We start from the raw sequence: 20,463 nt of genomic DNA, 5'->3' as shown, positions 1-20,463 counted from the left end.
AAAGCCAAAAGCGGAACGCAAAAAGCTGTTTTTGTGAAGCGGAAAGCATAGATACTAAAGCAATTATAAACAAAGCGAAAAGCAAAAAGCTATTGAAGCGAATGCTTAACGGGAATAATAAATTGTCATCCACGCTGGTCATCCGCTTCAATAGCTTTTTGCTTTTCGCTTTATGCTTTCAGCTTCTATAAAGGGGGATTATTCCCACTCAATAGTTGCTGGTGGTTTAGAGCTGATATCGTATACTACACGGTTAATGCCTTTCACCTTGTTAATGATGTCGTTAGACATTTTAGCCAGGAATTCATAAGGCAGGTGTGCCCAGTCCGCAGTCATACCATCTACGGAAGTTACGGCACGGAGGGCTACGGTGAATTCGTAAGTACGTTCATCGCCCATTACGCCAACGCTTTGTACCGGGAGGAGGATGGTGCCAGCCTGCCATACTTTGTCGTATAAACCGGCTTCTTTCAGTCCTTCTACATATACTGCATCAGCTTCCTGCAGCATCGCTACCTTTTCGGGAGTGATGGCACCGAGGATACGGATGGCCAGGCCAGGGCCCGGGAATGGGTGACGGCCCAGGAATATTTCACTGATGCCAATTTCGCGGCCTACACGGCGTACTTCGTCTTTAAAGAGGAAGCGCAGTGGTTCAACCAGCTGCATGTTCATCTTTTCAGGTAATCCGCCTACGTTATGGTGGGATTTAATGGTAACAGAAGGACCGTTTACAGAAACGGATTCAATTACATCCGGGTAGATGGTACCCTGACCCAGGAAAGAGATATCGGTGAGGCTGGTAGCTTCTTGTTGGAAAACATCGATGAACAGGCCACCAATGATTTTACGTTTTTTCTCCGGATCGGATACCCCGTCCAGTTTACCGTAGAAGAGGTCTTTTGAATTCACCCCTTTTACGTTCAGGCCCATGTGTTTATAGGATTCCAGTACGGTTTCAAATTCGTCTTTTCTCAGCAAACCGTTGTCTACAAATATGCAGAAGAGGTTTTTGCCGATGGCTTTGTGGATCAGTTCAGCTGCTACGGTAGAATCTACGCCGCCGCTCAGAGCCATTACCACGCGTTTGTCGCCTACCTGAGCTTTGATTTTTTCTACTGTTTCGTGTACGAAAGCAGCTGGTGTCCAGTCCTGGCTGCAGTTACAGATGTGTAACAGGAAGTTGCGCAGGATTTGTTTGCCTTCGAGGGAGTGGGTTACTTCCGGGTGGAATTGTAAACCAAAAATTGGATTAGCTGCTACTGTAGTGCTTTTGAAAGCTGCTACCGGAATATTTTCTGTAGTGGCGATGATATTGAAGCTTTCCGGAATACGTTTAATGGTATCGGAGTGGCTCATCCATACCTGGCTTTTGCCAGAGATGTCATATAATAATTTTTCCTCTTTATCAGTGTGCTCCATAAAGGCGCGGCCGTATTCGCGGATATTGCTTTTCGCTACTTCGCCGCCAAACACTTTGGCCATCATCTGAGCGCCGTAGCAGATACCCAATACCGGTACTTTGGCTGCAATGGCGGCAATGTCAATGATTGGTGCGTTTTCGTCATTTACTGAAAACGGACTACCGGATAAAATAACACCTTTGATGGTTTCGTCCCAGGCAATGGGCTGGAGACAAGGCTTAATTTCGCAATAAACATTCAGTTCACGGATGCTGCGTGCAATCAGCTGTGTATACTGCGAACCGAAATCGAGGATAAGTATCTTTTCTGTCATGGTGGTGCAAAGATAAAGTCCTTCCGGCAAATTCGGATTTTGAAATTCAAAATTCAGAAATCTGATGTACCTTTCTGCCATAATTTAAACCCATGATATCAACAAAATCGCTCCTATGTTTGGCCACCATGGCCATTTCAACAACTGTACTGTTAAATTCCTGCATCGTAATCGGACAGAATCGTGTGAAGGGCAACGGACATGTTATCAAAGAAGAAAGGTCGGTAGCGGCTTTCCATCGGGTGAAGGCGGAAGGCATGATGAACGTGTACCTGGCTCAGGGCCCGGTCAAAGCTGTTGTGATTGAAGCGGAAGATAATATTGTCCCGCTGATAGAATTGGTAGAGGAAGATGGAAAACTGATTGTAAGAGAGAAAAGAGGCTATAACATCAGCACGAATAAAGGAATCAATGTGTATTTAACGACGCCAGAGGTAGACGAATTGTCGTTATCTGGTTCGGGTGATGTGCAGTTAACTGATAAGTTTACCAGCAGTACGCCTGTGAGGGTGTCCCTGTCGGGCTCCGGTAATGTGAAAGGAGAGCTGACTGCCCCGGCTGTAAAGGCTTCTATTGCCGGTTCCGGTGATATGTACCTGAAAGGAGAAACGAAAGACGTGAACTTATCCATTGCTGGCAGCGGCAACTTCCGTAGTGAGGGGCTGTTGGCTGAAAATGTGGAAGTAGCTATTGCGGGTAGCGGTGATGCGGACGTATACGCCAGTGTAAAACTGAGTGCAAAAATTGCCGGTTCCGGCGATGTGCATTACAAGGGCACCCCTGAAGTTTCCTCTTCCGTAGCGGGTTCCGGGTCTGTCCAGAAAAAATAGTTGTTAATATTTGCAAATTTTTAACATTTCTAAAATCATATTTCGTACCGTTTATCTGTTTATAGGAATGTTTTAATAGAGCACAACAAGTCCTTGAGTCCAGGTACAGCATTCGCTAATTATCCAGAGTTGATGCTGTACCTGGCTGGGGCACAAGCAGTTACCCCTAAATTTAGAACCCCCTCCCATCAAGCTTTCGCGTCAAATTATCATTAAATCACATGAATGATTGCTGTTTTTTTGTATGTTTACAGTTTGAATTGTGGATTTTGCCATTTGAATTGTCGAATTACGTCTTGAATTGTTGAACTCCTATTCCTTTTATGAGCGAAAGACCGAAGATCCTGGTGGTATATTATACCCAGACCGGGCAATTAAAAAGGATTATTGATCATGTGCTGGCCCCGTTGGAAGGCAAAGCAGATATTACGTTCGAGCAGTTGGTGCCTGTAACGCCGTTTCCATTTCCCTGGGGAAAGCAGCAGTTTTATGATACCATGCCGGAAACTATTCAGTCTACGCCCCGGGCTATTCAGCCGCTGAAAGTAGATGTGAATGCGTCTTTTGACCTGGTTATACTGGCTTACCAGCCCTGGTTCCTATCTCCTTCTCAGCCTACGGCTGCTTTTCTGCAAAGCGAAGCTGCAAAGCAGTTATTGCGTGGCAAAAAGGTGGTTACGTTACTGGGTAGCAGGAATATGTGGCTGAATGCACAGGAAAAGGTTAAACAATACCTGCAGCAGGCCGGCGCCAACTTAGTGGGAAATATTGTGTTGGTAGATAAGTCGCCCAATCTTATTTCCCTGATTACAATTCTGCGTTGGGCATTCAAAGGTAAAAAAGAGGCCACCCGGTTTTTACCTCAGGCGGGTGTGCAGGAGAATGAAATTATTACCTCCAGTCGTTTTGCTGGGCCTATTGCGCAGGCATTAGCCGGAGGTAAATGGGAAGAGCTGCATCCGCAATTATTAGCGTTGGATTCAGTAGAGTTACTGCCCAACCTGGTAGTGCTGGAAGGCAAAGGAATCAAGGCATTCCGCTTCTGGGCAAAATTTATTAGCGCCAAAGGTGGGCCTGGTGCCGCTTCCCGGCAAGGACGTGTGTCTATGTACAGAGGATTGTTATTGGTAGGGATTTTTGTGTTAACGCCTATCTCCATCATCACTTCTCTTATACAATTAAATCTAAAGAAGAAGGAGCTGCATGGTGAGGTGGATTATTATAAGGGTATTGCTCTGCGTTAGCACCCAGTCCGAAGTTGACGCCATGGCGTGATAGTTGTAATTCCAATTAGAATTCTATATTTACGCCTGCATACGACGTATACTAAATTTAAATATGTTTATCACCGTGAGCTGGCTGGCAAGGCAAGGCAGTTCTGATCAGGTTTTACATGTAGCCTTAAAAGTCGAATAATTTTCAAATGAAGGAAGTTTATATTACCAGGCTGTCTAAATTTTTACCTAACAAGCCTGTTGAAAATGATGAAATGGAGAGCATTCTCGGCATGGTAGATGGAAAAGCTTCCCGTGCGCGTTTAAAGATCCTGGGTAACAACAAAATCAAAACACGTTACTATTCTTTAGACAAGGAGGGAAAATCTACGCATTCCAATGCAGAGATGACTGCAACGGCGGTAGAGCAATTGTTTGATGAGAAATTTCCGATCAGCAAATTACAGTTACTGGCTTGTGGTACTACGTCTCCCGATCAGTTATTGCCCAATCACGCGGCTATGGTACACGGCTTGCTGAAATGTCAGCCAGTAGAGCTTATAGCAGCAACAGGAGCTTGTGCAGCTGGTATGCAAGCTTTCAAATATGCCTGGATGTCTATTCGTTGCGGCAATACTTCCAATGCGGTAAGTACCGGCTCAGAGAAATTTTCTGCCTGGATGCTGGCGCAGAAATTTCAGCCGGAAGCTGAAAACCTGAAAAGCCTGGATGAAAATCCGATCATCGCTTTCGAAAAAGATTTTCTCCGCTGGATGTTATCCGATGGCGCCAGCGCAGCTTTGTTCCAGGATAAACCGAACGAAGACGGCCTCTCGTTACGTGTAGACTGGGTGGAAATCCTGTCGTACGCCAACGACCTGGAAACCTGTATGTATGCAGGTGCCATTAAACAACCCGATGGCAGCACCACTGGTTGGATTGACATGACACCGGAAGAGTGGGCACAACACAGCGTATTCTCCTTTAAACAAGACACCCGTTTACTGGGTAAAAATATAGTTCCTTCCGGAGCAAAAATGTGGAAAGAGCTGGTAGAGCGTCATGACATCAACCTTGAAGAGCTGGACTTCTTCCTGCCGCATTTATCTTCTGAATTTTTCAGATTGAAGATAGATGAAGAAATTACCCGTTTAGGCGTTCCCGTGAAACTGGAAAAATGGTTCACCAATCTGGCCAATGTAGGTAACGTAGGTACTGCATCTCCTTATCTGATGCTGGAAGAGCTGATGAATACCGGCCGCTTTAAGAAAGGACAGAAAATAGTGTTAATGGTTCCGGAGAGTGCACGTTTTTCGTATGCTTATGCGCACATTACAGTAGTATAAGCTATCACACTTTAAAACTGGCATCATGAAAAAAGAGGAAGTACCACAGGATAGCGATAACCTGCATGAAGGTACATTCAAGCAGATTATGTATGCAGTGGATAATTCTGGTAATTATGTGCAGGTGCAGAGTGCAGGCTGGGAACCGGAGAACATTGCACTAGACCAGGCCTGGGAGGAAGTAAATGAGCGAGTGAAAGCTGCCCGCGCCCGCGTGGTAGCAGGTGAAATCAGCCCCGTAGCCTATTACATGGAAAAGAATCTGATGGACCTGCCCTTGCTGGCAAGTTATGTAGGCAAATTTCAATGGCAGGTAAAAAGGCATATGAAGCCAGCTGTTTTTAAAGGGCTTTCCCAAAAAATGTTACAGCGCTATGCAGATGCCTTCAAAGTAAGTTTAACAGATCTGTTGGAGGCTAAATAGATAATTATGAATGCCGGATAGCTAAAAGCTAGTAGCTATCCGGCATTCGTAATTCTTTCAAAAAAAATTATGAATAATTCTTTCTTCCAACACACACAGACGGCGCATTGCGAGAGTGGTGTGATATCAAATTTGCTGGGCCATTATGGTTTGCAAATCAGTGAGCCTATGGCATTTGGTATTGGTGCAGGCATATTTTTCGGTCATCTTCCTTTTGTAAAGGTCAATGGTGTACCCGGTACCACTTACCGGATATGGCCAGGGGCCATTTTTCAACGGGTATGCAAACGCCTGGGGGTGAGAATGGAATCTGAAAAATTTTCTACGCCGGAAAAAGGGATGGCAGCACTGGACAAGGTGATAGAAGCAGGAATCCCTGTGGGCCTGCAGTCCAGCGTTTATTATCTTCCCTATTTCCCTGCTTCTTATCGTTTTCATTTTAATGCACATAACCTGGTGGTGTATGGCAAAGAAGACGGGCAATACCTGGTCAGCGATCCTGTAATGGATACTGTGACCACCATTGACCCGGAAAGTCTGGTACAAGCGCGTTTTGCCAAAGGGTTTCCGGCACCTAAAGGAAAAATGTATTACCCGGTACATGTACCACCTACTGCTTCTTTCGAGAAGCCCATCAAAGCAGGTATTGAACAGGCTTGTCATTTTATGCTGAAGGTGCCGCTGCCAATGTTTGGCGTGAAAGGTATCCGTTTCCTCTCCAAGCGGGTAGGCAACTATGCAGAAAATCCAGGCGACCGCAAGGCTACTTTATACCTGGGAAATATTATCCGGATGCAGGAAGAAATAGGTACCGGTGGCGCCGGCTTCCGTTTTCTGTATGCCGCCTTTTTACAGGAAGCAGCAGTGTTACTGAAGAAAGATGAGCTAAGTAAACTGGCCGGAGAACTCACCCAAACCGGTGACCTCTGGCGTAACTTTGCATTTGCGGCAGGCCGTATATGTAAAAGCAGATCAGCAGATAATGTATCCTACCGGGAGCTGAGTGAAATGTTATTGCAGTGTGCCGCTGCAGAAGAGATGTTCTTTAAGAAACTGGCCCACGTGAAGTGGTAATTAAATATGAAAGTGAAATGATGACCGGCATATCAGTGCATGAATTATATAAAACCTACAGCGGGAGCGCAGAGCCTACACTCAAAGGACTCTCGTTTCAGTTTGGGGAAGGGAAGATTGCCGGTTTGCTGGGACCTAACGGAGCAGGTAAAACAACCACCATTTCTATTTTATGTGGTATTGTACGCGGTGATAGTGGAGAAGTCATGATTCACGGCCTGAAGCAGAATGCTGCTCACCGCGAATCCATCAAACATATTATTGGCATTGTTCCCCAGCAAATTGCATTATATCCGCAGTTGTCGGCCGTAGAAAACCTTACTTACTTTGGTAATTTATATGGTTATAAAGGCAAGGCACTACGAGAAAAAATAATGCATTACCTGGAATTGTTTGGATTAGAAAAAAGCGCGAATAAAGAGATACATAAATATTCAGGCGGTATGAAGCGGCGCGCCAATATCATTGCTGCTATTTTGCACGACCCCAAATTATTGGTATTGGACGAACCTACAGCTGGCGTTGATGTGCAATCTCGCAGCCTGATATTACAGTTTCTGAAAGATTACAACCAGCAGGGAGCCAGTATCCTGTATACCTCTCACTTACTGGAAGAAGCACAATCGCTCTGTGAAGAAGTAGTGATTATGGATGAAGGAAAAATGGTGGTGCAGGGAAATCCACTGACCCTGATTGAGCAGCATCCAACCTGTAAAAACCTGGAAGATGTATTTCTTCATTTTACGGGTCATGCCCTGAGAGATTAATGAGAATAATTGAACGAATACTAAATGCGATCCGCTAAGAGCTATAGGCTATGCTAAGATTACTGGCAACAATAAGGAAAGAATGGCAACTGCTGTTACGTGATAAAACAGGATTAATACTCCTGTTTGTGATGCCGGTAGTATTGATTACAGTGATGGCCCTGATCCAGGACGCCCCATTTAAGGATTACCAGGATATTAAGTTTGATATATTAACGGTCGATAATGATCATGGACGCTTAGGTCGTTATGTGCGGGAAGGGTTGGAGTCAGGCGGACAATTTAACATCATTGATTCGCTGGATGGCCAGCCGGTCACGGCAGAGCGGGCAAAAGCGCTGGTGAATGAAGGAAAATATAAAATCAGCATCATTGTGCCGGCGGGTGCTACCGCAGCGATTGTAAGCAATGCAAACCGTATCGTTAACGACATCTCGCAACGTATGGGCATGTCGGTATCCTTACCAGTGAAGAAAGGAGCGGATTCACTGAATGTGACTATTTACTTCGATCCTGCTGCCAAGAAAGCTTTTAAAGGCGCTATTCATCAGGCGTTGGATAACTTTCTGACACAGGTGGAAACAGATATGTTGCTGGACCGGATCAAACATCAGTTACGCAGCAAGGATTCTACCGCAGCAGAAACAGATACCCTGCCCATCCGGTTGCAGGCTGTTGGATTGAAGGAATTAAGTACCGGTACGGCTAAGCAGCTGGATGTGATTTCTAACTCTGTACAGCACAACGTACCGGCCTGGAGCATATTTGCGATGTTTTTTATCGTGATTCCTATTGCTGGTAATATGATCCGGGAGCGGGAAGATGGTAGTTTGTTGAGAATGAAGCTGATACCCGGGTCTTACCTGGCTATTCTGGCAGGGAAGATGTTGTTTTTTGTAGGTATTTGTGTGCTACAGTTTTACGCCATGATGTTGGTGGGAATTTATTTGCTGCCGCATCTTGACTTACCGAAACTGGTGATGGGTCAACATCACGGAGCTACTGTACTGGTGGCTTCAGGAATAGGGCTCGCTGCTACCGCATACGGTATCCTGATTGGCACGATCTTTAAAACACCCAATCAGGCATTGAATTTCGGTGCTATTTCGATTGTGATATTGTCGGCTATTGGTGGGATTTGGATACCATTGGAGGTGATGCCGGCCAATATGCGGGCGCTGGGACATTTATCGCCACTCAGCTGGGGGCTGGATGCTATCAACGACATCTACCTGCGCAATGGCGATATTGAGTATGTGTGGAAGAATGTATTGAGATTAATACTCACAGGATTGGCTATGCTGGCCATAGCCGGGTGGGTAGAAAAAAGAAGAATGAACTGAGAAATGTTTTCAAAACAATAGTAAAACTGTATTTTTACCCCCCACAAGGGCGTTCGCCTGTTGTGAACAACAGGTGATAAACCTACAACATTATGGAAGAATTAAAAAAGAAACTGAAAGAGCAAATTATTGAAGCGTTGAATCTTCAGGATACTAAACCGGAAGATATTGATGACAACGCAGCATTATTCGGCGATGGGTTGGGACTCGATAGTATTGACTCCCTGGAGCTGATGGTGTTGCTGGAAAGACAATATCATATCAAAGTAGAAGATCCGCGTGAAGGTCGTAAGATCTTACAGTCTGTTCAGTCTATGGCAGAATTTATCCAATCAAAACAACCGGCATAAGTGGCTGCATGGCAGATAGAGTGTTTATAACAGGGATAGGAATGATCACCGCTATTGGTGATACGGTAGCCGGAAATTTGCGTAACCTGAAGGCACAGCAGAGTGGGCTGGGCTATAGTCAATACGTTGATACGATTCACAAAAACGTGTTGCCGGTAGCAGAAGTAAAGCATCCCAGCGAATCATTGTTTGCATTGGCCGGCATTCCGGAAAAGGAGGGGTTTACACGTACTACTTTACTGGGACTGACAGCTATGCGGGAGGCGTTGAAAGATGCCGGTATCGCAGATGTACAATCGGTTCCTACTGGTTTTATCAATGCCAGTACGGTGGGCGGTATGTGCGATACGGAGAAGTTATACTTTGATATTATAGACCCTGAAAAAACAGGATCTTTTTTGCAATATATCGATACCCTGGATTGCGCAGACTGTACACAACGTATAGCCGACATTATTGGATTCAATGAGCATATTGCTACCATCAGTACTGCCTGTTCCTCTTCTGCCAATGCGCTGATGTTTGGTGCACGCATGATTAAGCAGGGCATGTTGCCGAGAGTCGTATGTGGTGGTACGGAAGCGTTGACCCGTTTTACACTGAACGGATTTAACTCGCTGAAAAATGTGGATAAGCAGTTTTGCCGTCCTTTTGATCAGCAGCGTACCGGCCTGAATCTGGGTGAAGGAGCGGCTTATCTCGTACTGGAAAGTGAATCCTTTGCAAAGGCCAACGGTAGCCGTATTCTGGCGGAACTAAGCGGTTATTGTAATACCAACGAAGCTTTCCACCCTACCTCTCCATCACCGGATGGAGATGGCGCTTACGAAGCCATGAAAGCAGCGTTGGCCATGAGTGGAAGATCTTTGGAAGAAGTATCTTACGTCAACGTACACGGTACTGCGACCCTGAACAACGATGTTTCTGAAGGCAAAGCACTGGAACGCCTCTTTGGAGATAAGGTGCCTTTATTCAGTTCTACAAAGTCATTTACAGGACACACACTGGCAGCAGCAGGCGCTATAGAAGCGATCTATGCGACCCTGGCAATACAACACGGGCTTATCTTTCCTAACCTTCATTTCTCTGAAAGAATGGAGGAACTGAACATCAGTCCGGTAACCGAGCTGATAGCAGACTATCCCGTAAATCATGTTATTTCAAATTCATTCGGTTTTGGGGGCAACAATGCATCCCTGGTGATCAGCAAATATGAAGGTTAACTGTTACATACAAGGAATGGCGGCTATCTCCCCGCAGCCAACTTTTGATGGGGATATTTTTTCAACGCCACTGGTACATACAGATAGTAACCTGCTTGCCTGTATTGAACCCGATTATAAACCATTTATTCCCGGCAACAGTTTGCGCCGTATGTCACGCGTGCTCAAAATGGGCCTGACTGCCGCGCTCAAATGTACAGCCGACAGCGGTCTGGATACACCAGGCCCTATTATTACCGGTACCGGTAAAGGGAGCTTGCAGGATACTGAAAAGTTCATCAAGGAAATAGTAGAGTATAAAGAAACGGCGTTGAATCCTACTCCGTTTATTCAATCTACCTACAATTCTGTTAATGGTCTTATTGCCCTGCAACAGAAATGTACTGCCTACAATAATACGTTCGTTCATCGTGGTTTCTCGTTCGAAAATGCTTTGCTGGATAGTATCATGCTGATACAGGAAGGTGAGCCTCACACGCTGACCGGCGCTTTCGAAGAAATTACTGCGGAGCATTTTTATATTAAGAGTCGCATTGGTTTCTGGAAAAATGAATCCATTAACAGTGCTGATTTATGTGAGCACTTATCTCCCGGCTCTATTGCAGGAGAAGGCGCTACTTTTTTTACACTTACCGGCACGCCATCAGCGCATAGCTATGCCGCTATTTCTGGCTTCCGTATGTTGTATAAACCAACGCAGGATAAGCTCAACGCGGCGTTGAAAACAATGAGCGCCCAGCCTGATCTGATTGTTACCGGACGTAATGGCGATAGTAATTACGAGCATTTTTATAAAGAGTTGGATAGCTGTTATCCGGGGATTCCACAATTATGCTTTAAGCATTTATGTGGGGAATATGATACAGCCAGTGCTTTTGGATTGTGGTTGGCGGCACAAATAATTAAAACACAACAAATATCTGAGCAGTGGTTTCCACAGCAACAGCCGTTAACTACGCCTGTTAATTCTATTTTATTCTACAACCACTTTTATGGGGAACAGCATGTGATGTTGCTGTTGGAGAGGGTTTAGTGTTATACTTTCCTGGTTCTCCTCAAAGATCAATTTTACTTAATTATCAGATATTGTGAATTCATCAGTCACTGACTGATGAATTCTATGTTATTGATTTTCAGATTTTTATAATTAGCCCGCCACTGGCGGGCTAAATTGTCTTATGAAACAATTTCAATCAAATTGGCCCGTCAGTGACGGGCCAATTTGATTGAAATTGTTTGAAGCCCTGTTTTTATTAAACTTGACGATTGGGTGGGATAGCATTATCTGTTTGTTCATTCTGATAACATTTTTGATAGTGTTGCCGCATCTGGTAAAAATTCTTTCATGTCATCAGGTGCATCGCTAAAATGTTTATAGGTACCCACGCTCATCGCTTTATCGATAGATTTAATAGCATAATCTACTACGGTATTATCTTTTGATTTACAGAGTACAATGCCAATACTCGGATGCTCGTGTGGTAGTTTTATCTTATCATCTAATACATTCAGATAGAAGTTAAGTTGACCTGCAAACGCTGGTTTAAAATCTTTCCGTTTTAGTTCAATCGCTACAAGGCATTGCAGGTAACGGTTGTAGAAGAGGAGATCTACAAAAAACTCACTGTCGTTTACGGTTAATTTGTATTGATTGCCAATAAAAGAATAGCCTTTCCCCATACTCATTATGAACTTTTTAATATTGTTCACGATTTCACTCTCAAGTATGCCTTCATCATCGTCATCATCAATATTAACAAAGTCCAGCAGGTATTCATCCTTGAATACTTCGAGTGCTTTTGACTTAATATTTTCGGAAAGGGTTGTGTTGAAATTGTTGGGCATATTGCCCTGGTGTTTGAAAAGATTAGCGCTAATGTGATATGCTAATTCTCTTTTTGACCAGAATTGTTCTGCTGTTTGAGATATGTAGAAGAGCCGTTCATCCTCTTGTTTGCATTTTTCCAGGATGACAATATGATGCGTAAAACTAATGCTATAAAAGGTTTCCTGTAATTGCGCCGTCAGCGACGGCGTAATTACAGGAGTACTGTACGCATCGTGAAATTGGCGCATCTTTTTCAAGTTGGTATGTGAAAAACCCCTAAGGCCGGGCATTTCGCGTTGGAGATCTTGTGAGATTTGCTCTATTATTTTTGCTCCCCAATTCTCAGCATGTATTTTCTCAGAAAGCATTTGCCCTAATTTGAAATATAATTTCAATTGCTCCTGATTGGCCAATCTCATTGCGTGATACCGGCTTCGTATGATATTTTGCTTGATATCCTTGATGAATTGCTTGTATGAAAGGGTTGTGTCCATTGCGTTAAGTTGATAATCGTTTTGGTTAAACTTAGTGAGAGAAATTCGTTTATATCACCTGTTTGAAAATGGTTAGCAAACGTATAAACGGACACAAATGTAAGGAGGCCAAACAATTTAAGCTTGTGCATTTTGTTCATTGACAAAATGATCTGTTCATTGTCATTCATATTACCGGCATAGTAAGAATAAAAAAGGCGGAGATAGAAGCACCGCTTATATCTCCGCCTTCATCATCTTCCAAAATTATTTCACTCTATACACCGGATAACGTAAGTATTCCGGTTCTGCATAAGGTGAGTTTTTATAAATAAAACTCAGTTGTGCATCGGCATTATTTGCAAACGCTGTATCAGCGGATTTTTTCTTATTCAATGCTTCCTGTAACTCCGGATGTTGTTGTAAATAAGCAGCACCGGTATCTTCAAAAACATAAGGAGAATAACCTTCTTTTTGTCCGAGTATGGCATCAAAAAAGTTCCAGGCGAAATAGGAATCACCAGCGGTAGGTTCCAGTGTTTCCATCAAAAAGCGGTTGGCCGTTTGATTCATCGGGATGTAATAATCACCTTTGCGGAAATGGATGGAATCCATGCTGCTGCTGACTTTAATGTTGGTGTGCAGGTAGTGTTTTTCAAACGGTTTGGGATAGGTTTGAAAATCTGCTATGTGGTATACTTCTACATACACAGTGGTATCACGTGATAGTGGTTGTAGTTGTACATTATTATTTTTCAGGAGATGGATAACGCTCCACCAGCCCTGTGGTACGATATAGGCGCGAGGCTTCTCTACAAAATTTTCTTCCGTGGCAGTGTTGTAGAATTTTACCTGCCGGGTGTATGGTTTATTACGATCGTAGTATAAACGGGGTAGTCCGGAAATGGCGCTGGGCTTATGTCCTGATTCAAACCCGCGGAAGGTGATGAGGCTGTAGGTACTCATATCTGCCCGCCATGATAATGGAAATGTTTTTTGTGTGATCGCTGTTTGCCTGGCTTGTTCCCGCAGCTGTTTGATGGTTTCGCTGTGCGTGGAAGTAAACCGGATGAAGCATTCCATCAAGGCATAAGTAGCTTTAACACGGGCGGGGTAAGGCTTCAGCATATGTGTTTCCGGTACAAATCCGAAGGTATGAAACAGAGTAGTGTAGCCGGTGGAGTAGCGGGGGAGGTCTGCAAATTCCACCCATCCGCTGTCGGGTGTTTCGCCGAAGTGATTTACATAGGGAACGAGGTCGTAGCCCTTTGTTTTCATCAGGGCATATAGTCCGGGTTCAAATGTTTTGTTCATGAATTCGCCCATAGCGCCACCGAGCTTATTGTGCTGGGTGGTGAGCAGTGTCATGATGTGCTGGTAGTCGGCGCCATTGCTCACATGGTTATCCACAAATACGTCCGGATCGGTGAGGTGATAGATTTGCTGGAACGCTAAAGCGTTCTTTGAATCGGCTTTGATGAAGTCGCGGTTCAGGTCCAGGTTTTGGGCGTTGCCGCGGGAGCCGAAGGCGTCGGGACCGTTTTGGTCAACCCGGTACCAGGGGGAGCGGTTGAGCATGCCACCGATATTATATACCGGGATGACGGCCAGAATGATATTATCGGGGAGTTTTACTTTCCCCAGGGCGATATCGCGGAGGAGCATCATGCTGGCGTCTATTCCGTCGGGTTCACCGGGATGGATGCCGTTGTTGATGAGGATAATGCGTTTATTCTTTTTATGCAGGCTTTTAAAGTCGAAATCCTTTTGCGGGGAGTAGGTGACCAGGTGGAGGGGGAAGCCGGCATCGGTGGTGCCGATGGTTTGCAGGTGAATTTGCGGGAAGCGTTTGGCGAGTAGTTGGTAATATTGGATCACTTCCGGGTAGGTAGCGGTTTCCTGGCCGGCGCTTTTCTCGTATCGGGTGGTCAGGTCCTGTGCATAAGATCGTAATGGGAGGAGGGCGGCGAGGAGGATAATTATTTTTTTCATTATACGATAGTAGTAAATGGAAAAACAAAAAGCCCTTCCTTTGGGAGGAAGAGCTATAAATATTGTTACTGAAACAATTAAGCCATCGCTAAAACGCGCTTAGCCAGCTTGCTTTTCAGATTTGCTGCTTTGTTCTTGTGAATAACGTTACGTTTAGCAAGTTTGTCCAGCATAGAAGCTACCTCAGTTAAATCTTTCTCCGCTGCTGCTTTGTCAGTCAGTGCTTTCAGGTCACGGATGGCGTTACGAGTAGTTTTACCGTAGTAACGGTTACGCTCGTTGCGCTTTCTGCTTTGACGTACGTCTTTTTTCGTTGCTTTATGGTTTGCCATTTTTCAAATTTCAAGTTTCGGACGGCAAAGGTAACTATTTACCAAATAGAAAACAAACTAAATGTAGTTTTTCCGTCAAAGGGCAAATATAAGCTCCTTTTATCACAGATAATCACTTGATTTTTTCTGATTTTTTCCACCCGGCGTATCGAAAAACGAGCGATATTTGCAATCCCATATATTAATATATTGGGACCAACAGAAAAGTATTTGAACTGAAGATCAGCAAAACTCGTTGTAAATGAAGGACTTCTCATTCGTCACCAACTCACATCCTGCTTACATAGAATCGTTATATCAGGATTTCCGCAAAGATCCCAACTCTGTAGACCCGGATTGGGTAAAATTTTTCGAAGGATTTGATTTTGCAGTATCCAATGTAAACGGTAAAGCGGCATCAGCGCCAGTAGCAGGAGGCAGCACTTCGTTGCCTGTGAGCGACGACCAGTTGGCAAAAGAACTGGGCGTATACCGTCTGATACAGGCGTATCGTAAAAAAGGCCACCTAATTGCCAAAACCAACCCCATCCGTGAAAGAAAAGACAGGAAAGCCAATCTCGATCTGGCCAGCTTTGGATTAGGGGACGCTGATCTCAAAACAGAATTCTTTGCCGGAACCACCATCGGTGTAGGTAAAGCTTCCCTCGAAAAAATTGTTGCCTACCTGAATAAAATCTATGCAAGTTCAGTAGGATTACAATACACGTACATCAACGACCGGGATAAGGCGAAGTGGATGGAAAGAGAGTTTGAGAAGGTGATGTCACAGCCTTTGTCATTGGAACAGCGTCGTCGCATTTTGCAGAAACTGAACCAGGGCGTTATTTTCGAAAAATTCCTCCACACCAAATATATCGGACAAAAGCGTTTTGGTCTGGAAGGTGGTGAATCCACTATTCCTGCACTGGATGCCATCATTGATGTAGCCGCTGAATACGGCGTACAGGAATCTGTGATTGGTATGGCGCACCGTGGCCGTTTGAACGTGCTGGCGAATATTCTGGGTAAAACTTACGAACAGATCTTCAACGAATTTGAAGGCCTGGCCGTACCAGATATGACAATGGGTAGTGGTGACGTGAAATACCATCTCGGTTTCCGTTCCCAGGTAACCACCCCTTCCGGCAAACCAGTAAATCTGCAATTGATGCCTAACCCTTCCCACCTGGAAGTGGTAGATCCTATTGTAGTAGGTTTTGCACGTAGTAAAGCAGATGTGATTTACGATAGCGATTATGATAAAATATTGCCTATACTCATTCATGGTGATGCCGCCGTTGCCGGTCAGGGTATCGTGTATGAAGTAGAGCAAATGAGCAAACTGAAAGGTTACTACGTAGGTGGTACCATTCACTTTGTGATCAACAACCAGATTGGATTTACCACCGACTTCGATGACGCACGCTCTTCAGACTACTGCACCAGCGTAGCTTCTATTGTACAGGCGCCGGTATTCCACGTAAATGGTGATGATGCAGAAGCAGTAGTGAAAGTATCCCAGCTGGCTGCCCGTTACCGGCAGGAATTCAATGAAGACGTATTCATTGATATGGTTTGCTACCGTAAACATGGCCACAACGAGGGTGATGAGCCTAAGTTCACCCAGCCTAGTTTATATGCACTGATTGATAAACACGCTAATCCGCGTGAAGTATATACCCAGTTCCTGCTGAACAACGGCGAATCTGATGCCGCTGCTTTAGCCAAGGAAATGGAAAAAAGTTTCTGGGATGATTTACAGGCTCGCCTGGATGAAGTAAAACAGCATCCGCTGCCTTATGCTAACCAGAAGCCGGAAGAATGGTGGCAAGCCCTGCGTAAATCTACACTGCAGGACTTCGACGCTTCTCCGGTGACCGCTATTAAGGAAGACGACTTCAAACGTCTGTTCGATGCCCTGATGAAGTGGCCGGAGAACTTTGTTCCCCTGCGTAAAGTGAGCAAATTGCTGCAGGACAAGATCAAATTATATCAGGAAGAAGGTAAGGTTGACTGGGCCACTGGTGAGCTCCTGGCATACGCCAGCCTCCTGATTGAAGGTAAGGATGTTAGAATGAGTGGAGAAGACGTAAAACGTGGTACTTTCTCTCACCGTCACGCGGTATTGTTTGATGAAAATACCAACGAAACTTACAACCGCCTCAGTCATCTCCAGGAAAAACAAGGTAAATTCAGAATTTATAACTCTTTACTGAGTGAATATGGTGTATTGGGCTTTGAATATGGTTATGCCATGGCCAATCCCAATAGCCTCGTACTGTGGGAAGCGCAATATGGCGACTTCGTGAATGGTGCACAAACAGTGATTGACCAGTACATCAGCAGCGCTGAACAGAAATGGACTACGCAGAATGGCCTGGTAATGTTATTGCCTCATGGTTATGAAGGTGGTGGACCAGATCACTCCAATGCCCGTCCGGAGCGTTTCTTGCAACAGTGTGCAGAGGAAAATATGGTGATCACCAACATTACCACTGCTGCTAACTTCTTCCATGCGTTACGTCGTCAGTTGACCTGGCAGTTCCGTAAGCCGCTGATTAACTTCTCACCAAAAGCGAATCTGCGTCACGTGGGCGCTTATTCTGCTACGGAAGAATTTACTCAGGGTGGTTTCAAGGAAGTGCTGGATGATCCGTTTATCGATGATGCCGCAGTAGTGAAGAAGGTGTTGCTGTGTTCCGGTAAAATGTACTTTGACCTGAGCGACAAGCAAGGTAAAGATGACCGCAAGGATGTAGCCATTGTTCGTCTGGAACAACTGTATCCGCTGCCGGTTAAACAGCTGGAAGCGATTGCGCAGAAGTATAAAGGCGCTACCTTCTTCTGGGTACAGGAAGAGCCATTGAATATGGGTGCTGCAGCATACCTGCAAATGAACCTGAAGCAGATCAATTATGGAGTTATCAGTCGCAATCCGAGTGCGTCTACCGCTACCGGTTATGCGAAAGTGCATGCACGTGAGCAGCAACAGATTATTGATACGGCTTTTAACATCTAAAAAAAATAAAAGTATAAACAGTATAACCAGGATTTGCGTTAAGCTAACAGCTAAAAGCTAACCGGGTATCACCATCAACTGATTAAATATGGTTATCGAAATCAAAGTCCCTACGGTAGGAGAATCTATTAGCGAGGTAACAATTGCGAAGTGGTTGAAGAAAGATGGAGATTATGTGCAGCAGGACGAGGTATTATGTGAGATGGAGTCAGAGAAGGCCACCTTCGAACTGAATGCAGAAAAAGCGGGTGTTCTGAAGATTGCTGCGGCAGCTCAGGAAGGCGCTACTTTGAAAATTGGTGATGTAGCTTGTTCCATCGATACAGATGCAGCTGCACCTGCTGGTACAGCTGCGCCCGCAGCAGCTCCGGCAGCTCCGGTGGCAGAAGCCGCTCCGGTGGCGGAAGCAGCACCTGCGGTGAACAAGGGGACCATTGAAATGAAAGTGCCTACAGTAGGAGAGTCTATCAGTGAAGTAACACTGGTAAAGTGGATCAAAAATAATGGTGATTATGTAGAGCGTGATGAAGTAGTATGTGAGCTGGAATCAGAGAAAGCTACTTTTGAACTGAATGCAGAAGAAGCAGGCGCACTGATTACTGTAGCGAAAGAAGGCGATACTTTAAAAATAGGCGATGTTGCCTGTAAAATAGATACCAGCGTAGGCAGACCAGCAGGTAAAGCTGCACCAGCAGCGGCTCCAGCTGCGCAGGCGCAAAAAGCGGCACCACAGCCACAGCAGGCACCTGTTACCAGCATTCCAAATGATGTGAAAGCATCTCCGGTGGCAGCAGCAGTGATTGCCGACAAACACGTAGATCCATCCAGCATCAAAGGTTCCGGCGCTCATGGTAAAATCATGAAAGACGATGTAATGGCTGCCCTGCAAAACCCAGGCGTAGCTATTGGCCAGGAAATGTTTACCCGTCAGGAACGCCGCGAAAAGATGAGCAACCTGCGTAAAACAGTTTCGCGTCGCCTTGTGGAAGCTAAAAATACCACGGCTATGCTCACTACCTTCAACGAGGTAGACATGACCGAAATCATGGCGCTGCGTGCCAAATACAAAGAGGTATTCAAGAAACAGCACGAAGTGAACCTGGGCTTTATGAGCTTCTTCACCAAAGCATGCTGCTTCGCATTACAGGAATTCCCATCCGTAAACGCTTACATCGATGGAGAAGAACTGGTGTACCACGATTACTGCGATATCTCCATCGCGGTATCTGCTCCGAAAGGACTGGTAGTACCAGTGATCCGCAATGCTGAAAGCCTGGATATGGCGGGTATTGAAAAAGCAGTTGTAGAACTGGCTACCAAAGCCCGCGATAACAAATTGACTATGCCGGAAATGACCGGTGGTACCTTCACGATCACCAATGGTGGTGTGTTTGGTTCCCTGATGAGTACACCTATCATCAATATCCCACAATCTGCTATCCTGGGTATGCACAAAATACAGGATCGTCCGATGGCGGTGAATGGTCAGGTGGTGATTCGTCCGATGATGTACCTGGCGCTGAGCTATGATCACCGTATTATTGATGGTCGTGAGTCAGTTAGCTTCCTGGTACGTGTGAAGGAAATGCTGGAAAATCCTGAACAATTGTTGTTCGGTAAAGATCCGCTGAAGGCATTACTGAAACTCTAATCTTATCATTTATAAATGAGAAGGGCCGGTACTAATCGTATCGGCCCTTTTTGTTGTGGATCAATAATATTCATACAACTTCCATAATTTCTTTTGGCCATTTTCTGTTCTGTAGGCTTTGGTGACGCGACCGCATTTATCTTTTTCATAGTTGAAATAAGCCAGGGGAAAATGCTGACTGTTTCTCCAGTGATCTATAGTAGCAGGTAGTTGTTTGTTCGCCGATGCTGGTTCTGCGAGTAAGGCCAGGAAGCCGTAATTAGCATAGTGATATAAGCGGGAGGCAGTAAGAAAGTTATACTCGGGGTTTAACAGGTTGGATTTTGTATAGAGATACCTGTGTTCGTCGGGGCTTCTGTCGTACACCCCTTCTATCAGGCTATCTATCTCATAAGAAGTACCCGGATGCAGGAAGTAGCTGCTTTCTATGGCTTTGAATCCCTGTGGTGTTACAAAAACGTTTGGTACCCGGTCGTGGGCAGGCGTATTGTAAAGGAAGTACATGGGATTGGTCAGGGTGTTGAAAAGAAAGGAGTTGATATTTCTCAGGGTGTCATTCGTGTAGTTATAATCCGCAGTGCTGCCGTTGATCACTACCTGGTGAATGCTGTTGTTGGGGTTGTACAAAATGCCGATGGTGATCGTTTCCGGGCCATGTCAGCCGGTTCGGGACTCTGTTACCGCCGTTACTTTGGCTTGCTGATCATAGGTATATTCGCGTACATAGTTGACAGTGCCGCTGCTATCATAAGCCGTGATCTTTTTTACCGGGGTGTTGCACGCATATTGCGGCGGAATCTTCTTACAGGAAAATAATAGCAGGGCAAACAGCGCTATAGATAGCGCATGGCTACAGTACATCTTTTTCATAACAGGGAATA

18 protein-coding genes are annotated in these 20,463 nt (G+C 45.0%); 12 read left to right on the top strand and 6 right to left on the bottom strand.

Annotation, left to right across the window (positions count from 1 at the left end):
• Nucleotides 1-198 precede the first annotated feature (198 nt).
• Nucleotides 199-1,818 carry a glutamine-hydrolyzing GMP synthase gene (guaA, locus tag AC1DFM_RS02240; RefSeq protein WP_477075103.1) on the bottom strand — a complete coding sequence of 540 codons (1,620 nt, stop codon included), beginning with the start codon at nt 1,816-1,818 and terminating at the stop codon, nt 199-201.
• Nucleotides 1,819-1,829: 11 nt separating this feature from the next.
• Between guaA and AC1DFM_RS02235 the strand changes: the two genes are divergently transcribed.
• From AC1DFM_RS02235 to AC1DFM_RS02190, 10 genes are all read left to right on the top strand, one after another.
• The gene (locus tag AC1DFM_RS02235; protein ID WP_477075102.1) at nt 1,830-2,567 is read left to right on the top strand and encodes a head GIN domain-containing protein; all 738 of its coding nucleotides are present in this window, start codon (nt 1,830-1,832) and stop codon (nt 2,565-2,567) included.
• Nucleotides 2,568-2,890: 323 nt separating this feature from the next.
• On the top strand, nt 2,891-3,811 hold the full coding sequence (locus tag AC1DFM_RS02230) for a hypothetical protein (RefSeq protein ID WP_477075101.1): 921 nt from the start codon (nt 2,891-2,893) through the stop codon (nt 3,809-3,811).
• A gap of 179 nt (nt 3,812-3,990) precedes the next feature.
• A complete protein-coding gene (darB, locus tag AC1DFM_RS02225) occupies nt 3,991-5,127 on the top strand; it encodes a dialkylresorcinol biosynthesis protein DarB (RefSeq protein WP_477075100.1) in 1,137 nt (378 codons plus the stop codon).
• Between the two features lie 25 nt (nt 5,128-5,152).
• On the top strand, nt 5,153-5,551 hold the full coding sequence (gene DarG, locus AC1DFM_RS02220) for a flexirubin biosynthesis protein DarG (protein ID WP_477075099.1): 399 nt from the start codon (nt 5,153-5,155) through the stop codon (nt 5,549-5,551).
• 69 nt (nt 5,552-5,620) lie between these two features.
• Entirely contained in the window at nt 5,621-6,625 is a 1,005-nt protein-coding gene (gene darH / locus AC1DFM_RS02215) for a BtrH-related acyltransferase DarH (RefSeq protein ID WP_477075098.1), read from the top strand.
• 17 nt (nt 6,626-6,642) lie between these two features.
• Nucleotides 6,643-7,392, top strand: coding sequence for an ABC transporter ATP-binding protein (locus tag AC1DFM_RS02210; protein WP_477075097.1), 750 nt, complete (start codon nt 6,643-6,645; stop codon nt 7,390-7,392).
• Nucleotides 7,393-7,442: 50 nt separating this feature from the next.
• Entirely contained in the window at nt 7,443-8,735 is a 1,293-nt protein-coding gene (locus tag AC1DFM_RS02205; protein WP_477075096.1) for an ABC transporter permease, read from the top strand.
• 92 nt (nt 8,736-8,827) lie between these two features.
• Nucleotides 8,828-9,085: a phosphopantetheine-binding protein gene (locus AC1DFM_RS02200; protein WP_477075095.1), complete on the top strand. Its 258-nt coding sequence runs from the start codon at nt 8,828-8,830 to the stop codon at nt 9,083-9,085.
• A gap of 8 nt (nt 9,086-9,093) precedes the next feature.
• Complete coding sequence (locus AC1DFM_RS02195) at nt 9,094-10,308, top strand: beta-ketoacyl-[acyl-carrier-protein] synthase family protein (RefSeq protein ID WP_477075094.1); 1,215 nt, start codon at nt 9,094-9,096, stop codon at nt 10,306-10,308.
• On the top strand, nt 10,298-11,341 hold the full coding sequence (locus AC1DFM_RS02190; protein ID WP_477075093.1) for a beta-ketoacyl synthase chain length factor: 1,044 nt from the start codon (nt 10,298-10,300) through the stop codon (nt 11,339-11,341). Before AC1DFM_RS02195 ends, AC1DFM_RS02190 begins: the two co-directional genes overlap by 11 nt.
• 260 nt (nt 11,342-11,601) lie before the next feature.
• Here AC1DFM_RS02190 and AC1DFM_RS02185 read toward each other — a convergent pair whose 3' ends face one another.
• The 3 genes from AC1DFM_RS02185 to rpsT form a co-directional block, all read right to left on the bottom strand.
• Nucleotides 11,602-12,630 (bottom strand): PDDEXK nuclease domain-containing protein, encoded by a 1,029-nt coding sequence (locus AC1DFM_RS02185; RefSeq protein WP_477075092.1) that lies wholly within the window; start codon nt 12,628-12,630, stop codon nt 11,602-11,604.
• Nucleotides 12,631-12,876: 246 nt separating this feature from the next.
• Nucleotides 12,877-14,601, bottom strand: coding sequence for a M14 family metallopeptidase (locus AC1DFM_RS02180; protein ID WP_477075091.1), 1,725 nt, complete (start codon nt 14,599-14,601; stop codon nt 12,877-12,879).
• Nucleotides 14,602-14,678: 77 nt separating this feature from the next.
• Nucleotides 14,679-14,933, bottom strand: coding sequence for a 30S ribosomal protein S20 (gene rpsT, locus AC1DFM_RS02175; RefSeq protein ID WP_477075090.1), 255 nt, complete (start codon nt 14,931-14,933; stop codon nt 14,679-14,681).
• Between the two features lie 241 nt (nt 14,934-15,174).
• On the opposite strand from rpsT, the gene AC1DFM_RS02170 reads away from it, so the two are divergent.
• Nucleotides 15,175-17,931, top strand: a complete 2,757-nt coding sequence (locus AC1DFM_RS02170) for a 2-oxoglutarate dehydrogenase E1 component (protein WP_477075089.1) — start codon at nt 15,175-15,177, stop codon at nt 17,929-17,931.
• A gap of 88 nt (nt 17,932-18,019) precedes the next feature.
• Nucleotides 18,020-19,582 carry a 2-oxoglutarate dehydrogenase complex dihydrolipoyllysine-residue succinyltransferase gene (gene odhB / locus AC1DFM_RS02165; protein ID WP_477075088.1) on the top strand — a complete coding sequence of 521 codons (1,563 nt, stop codon included), beginning with the start codon at nt 18,020-18,022 and terminating at the stop codon, nt 19,580-19,582.
• A gap of 60 nt (nt 19,583-19,642) precedes the next feature.
• On the opposite strand, the gene AC1DFM_RS02160 is transcribed toward odhB, so the two are convergent.
• On the bottom strand, nt 19,643-20,209 hold the full coding sequence (locus tag AC1DFM_RS02160; RefSeq protein ID WP_477075087.1) for a hypothetical protein: 567 nt from the start codon (nt 20,207-20,209) through the stop codon (nt 19,643-19,645).
• Nucleotides 20,210-20,239: 30 nt separating this feature from the next.
• Nucleotides 20,240-20,452, bottom strand: coding sequence for a hypothetical protein (locus AC1DFM_RS02155; RefSeq protein WP_477075086.1), 213 nt, complete (start codon nt 20,450-20,452; stop codon nt 20,240-20,242).
• Nucleotides 20,453-20,463: the final 11 nt, after the last annotated feature.

It is taken from the genome of Chitinophaga sp. 05T412 (genome assembly GCF_056396465.1).
The sequence above is the reverse complement of the archived record's forward strand: the minus strand, read 5'-3'. Positions and strand labels throughout refer to the sequence as shown.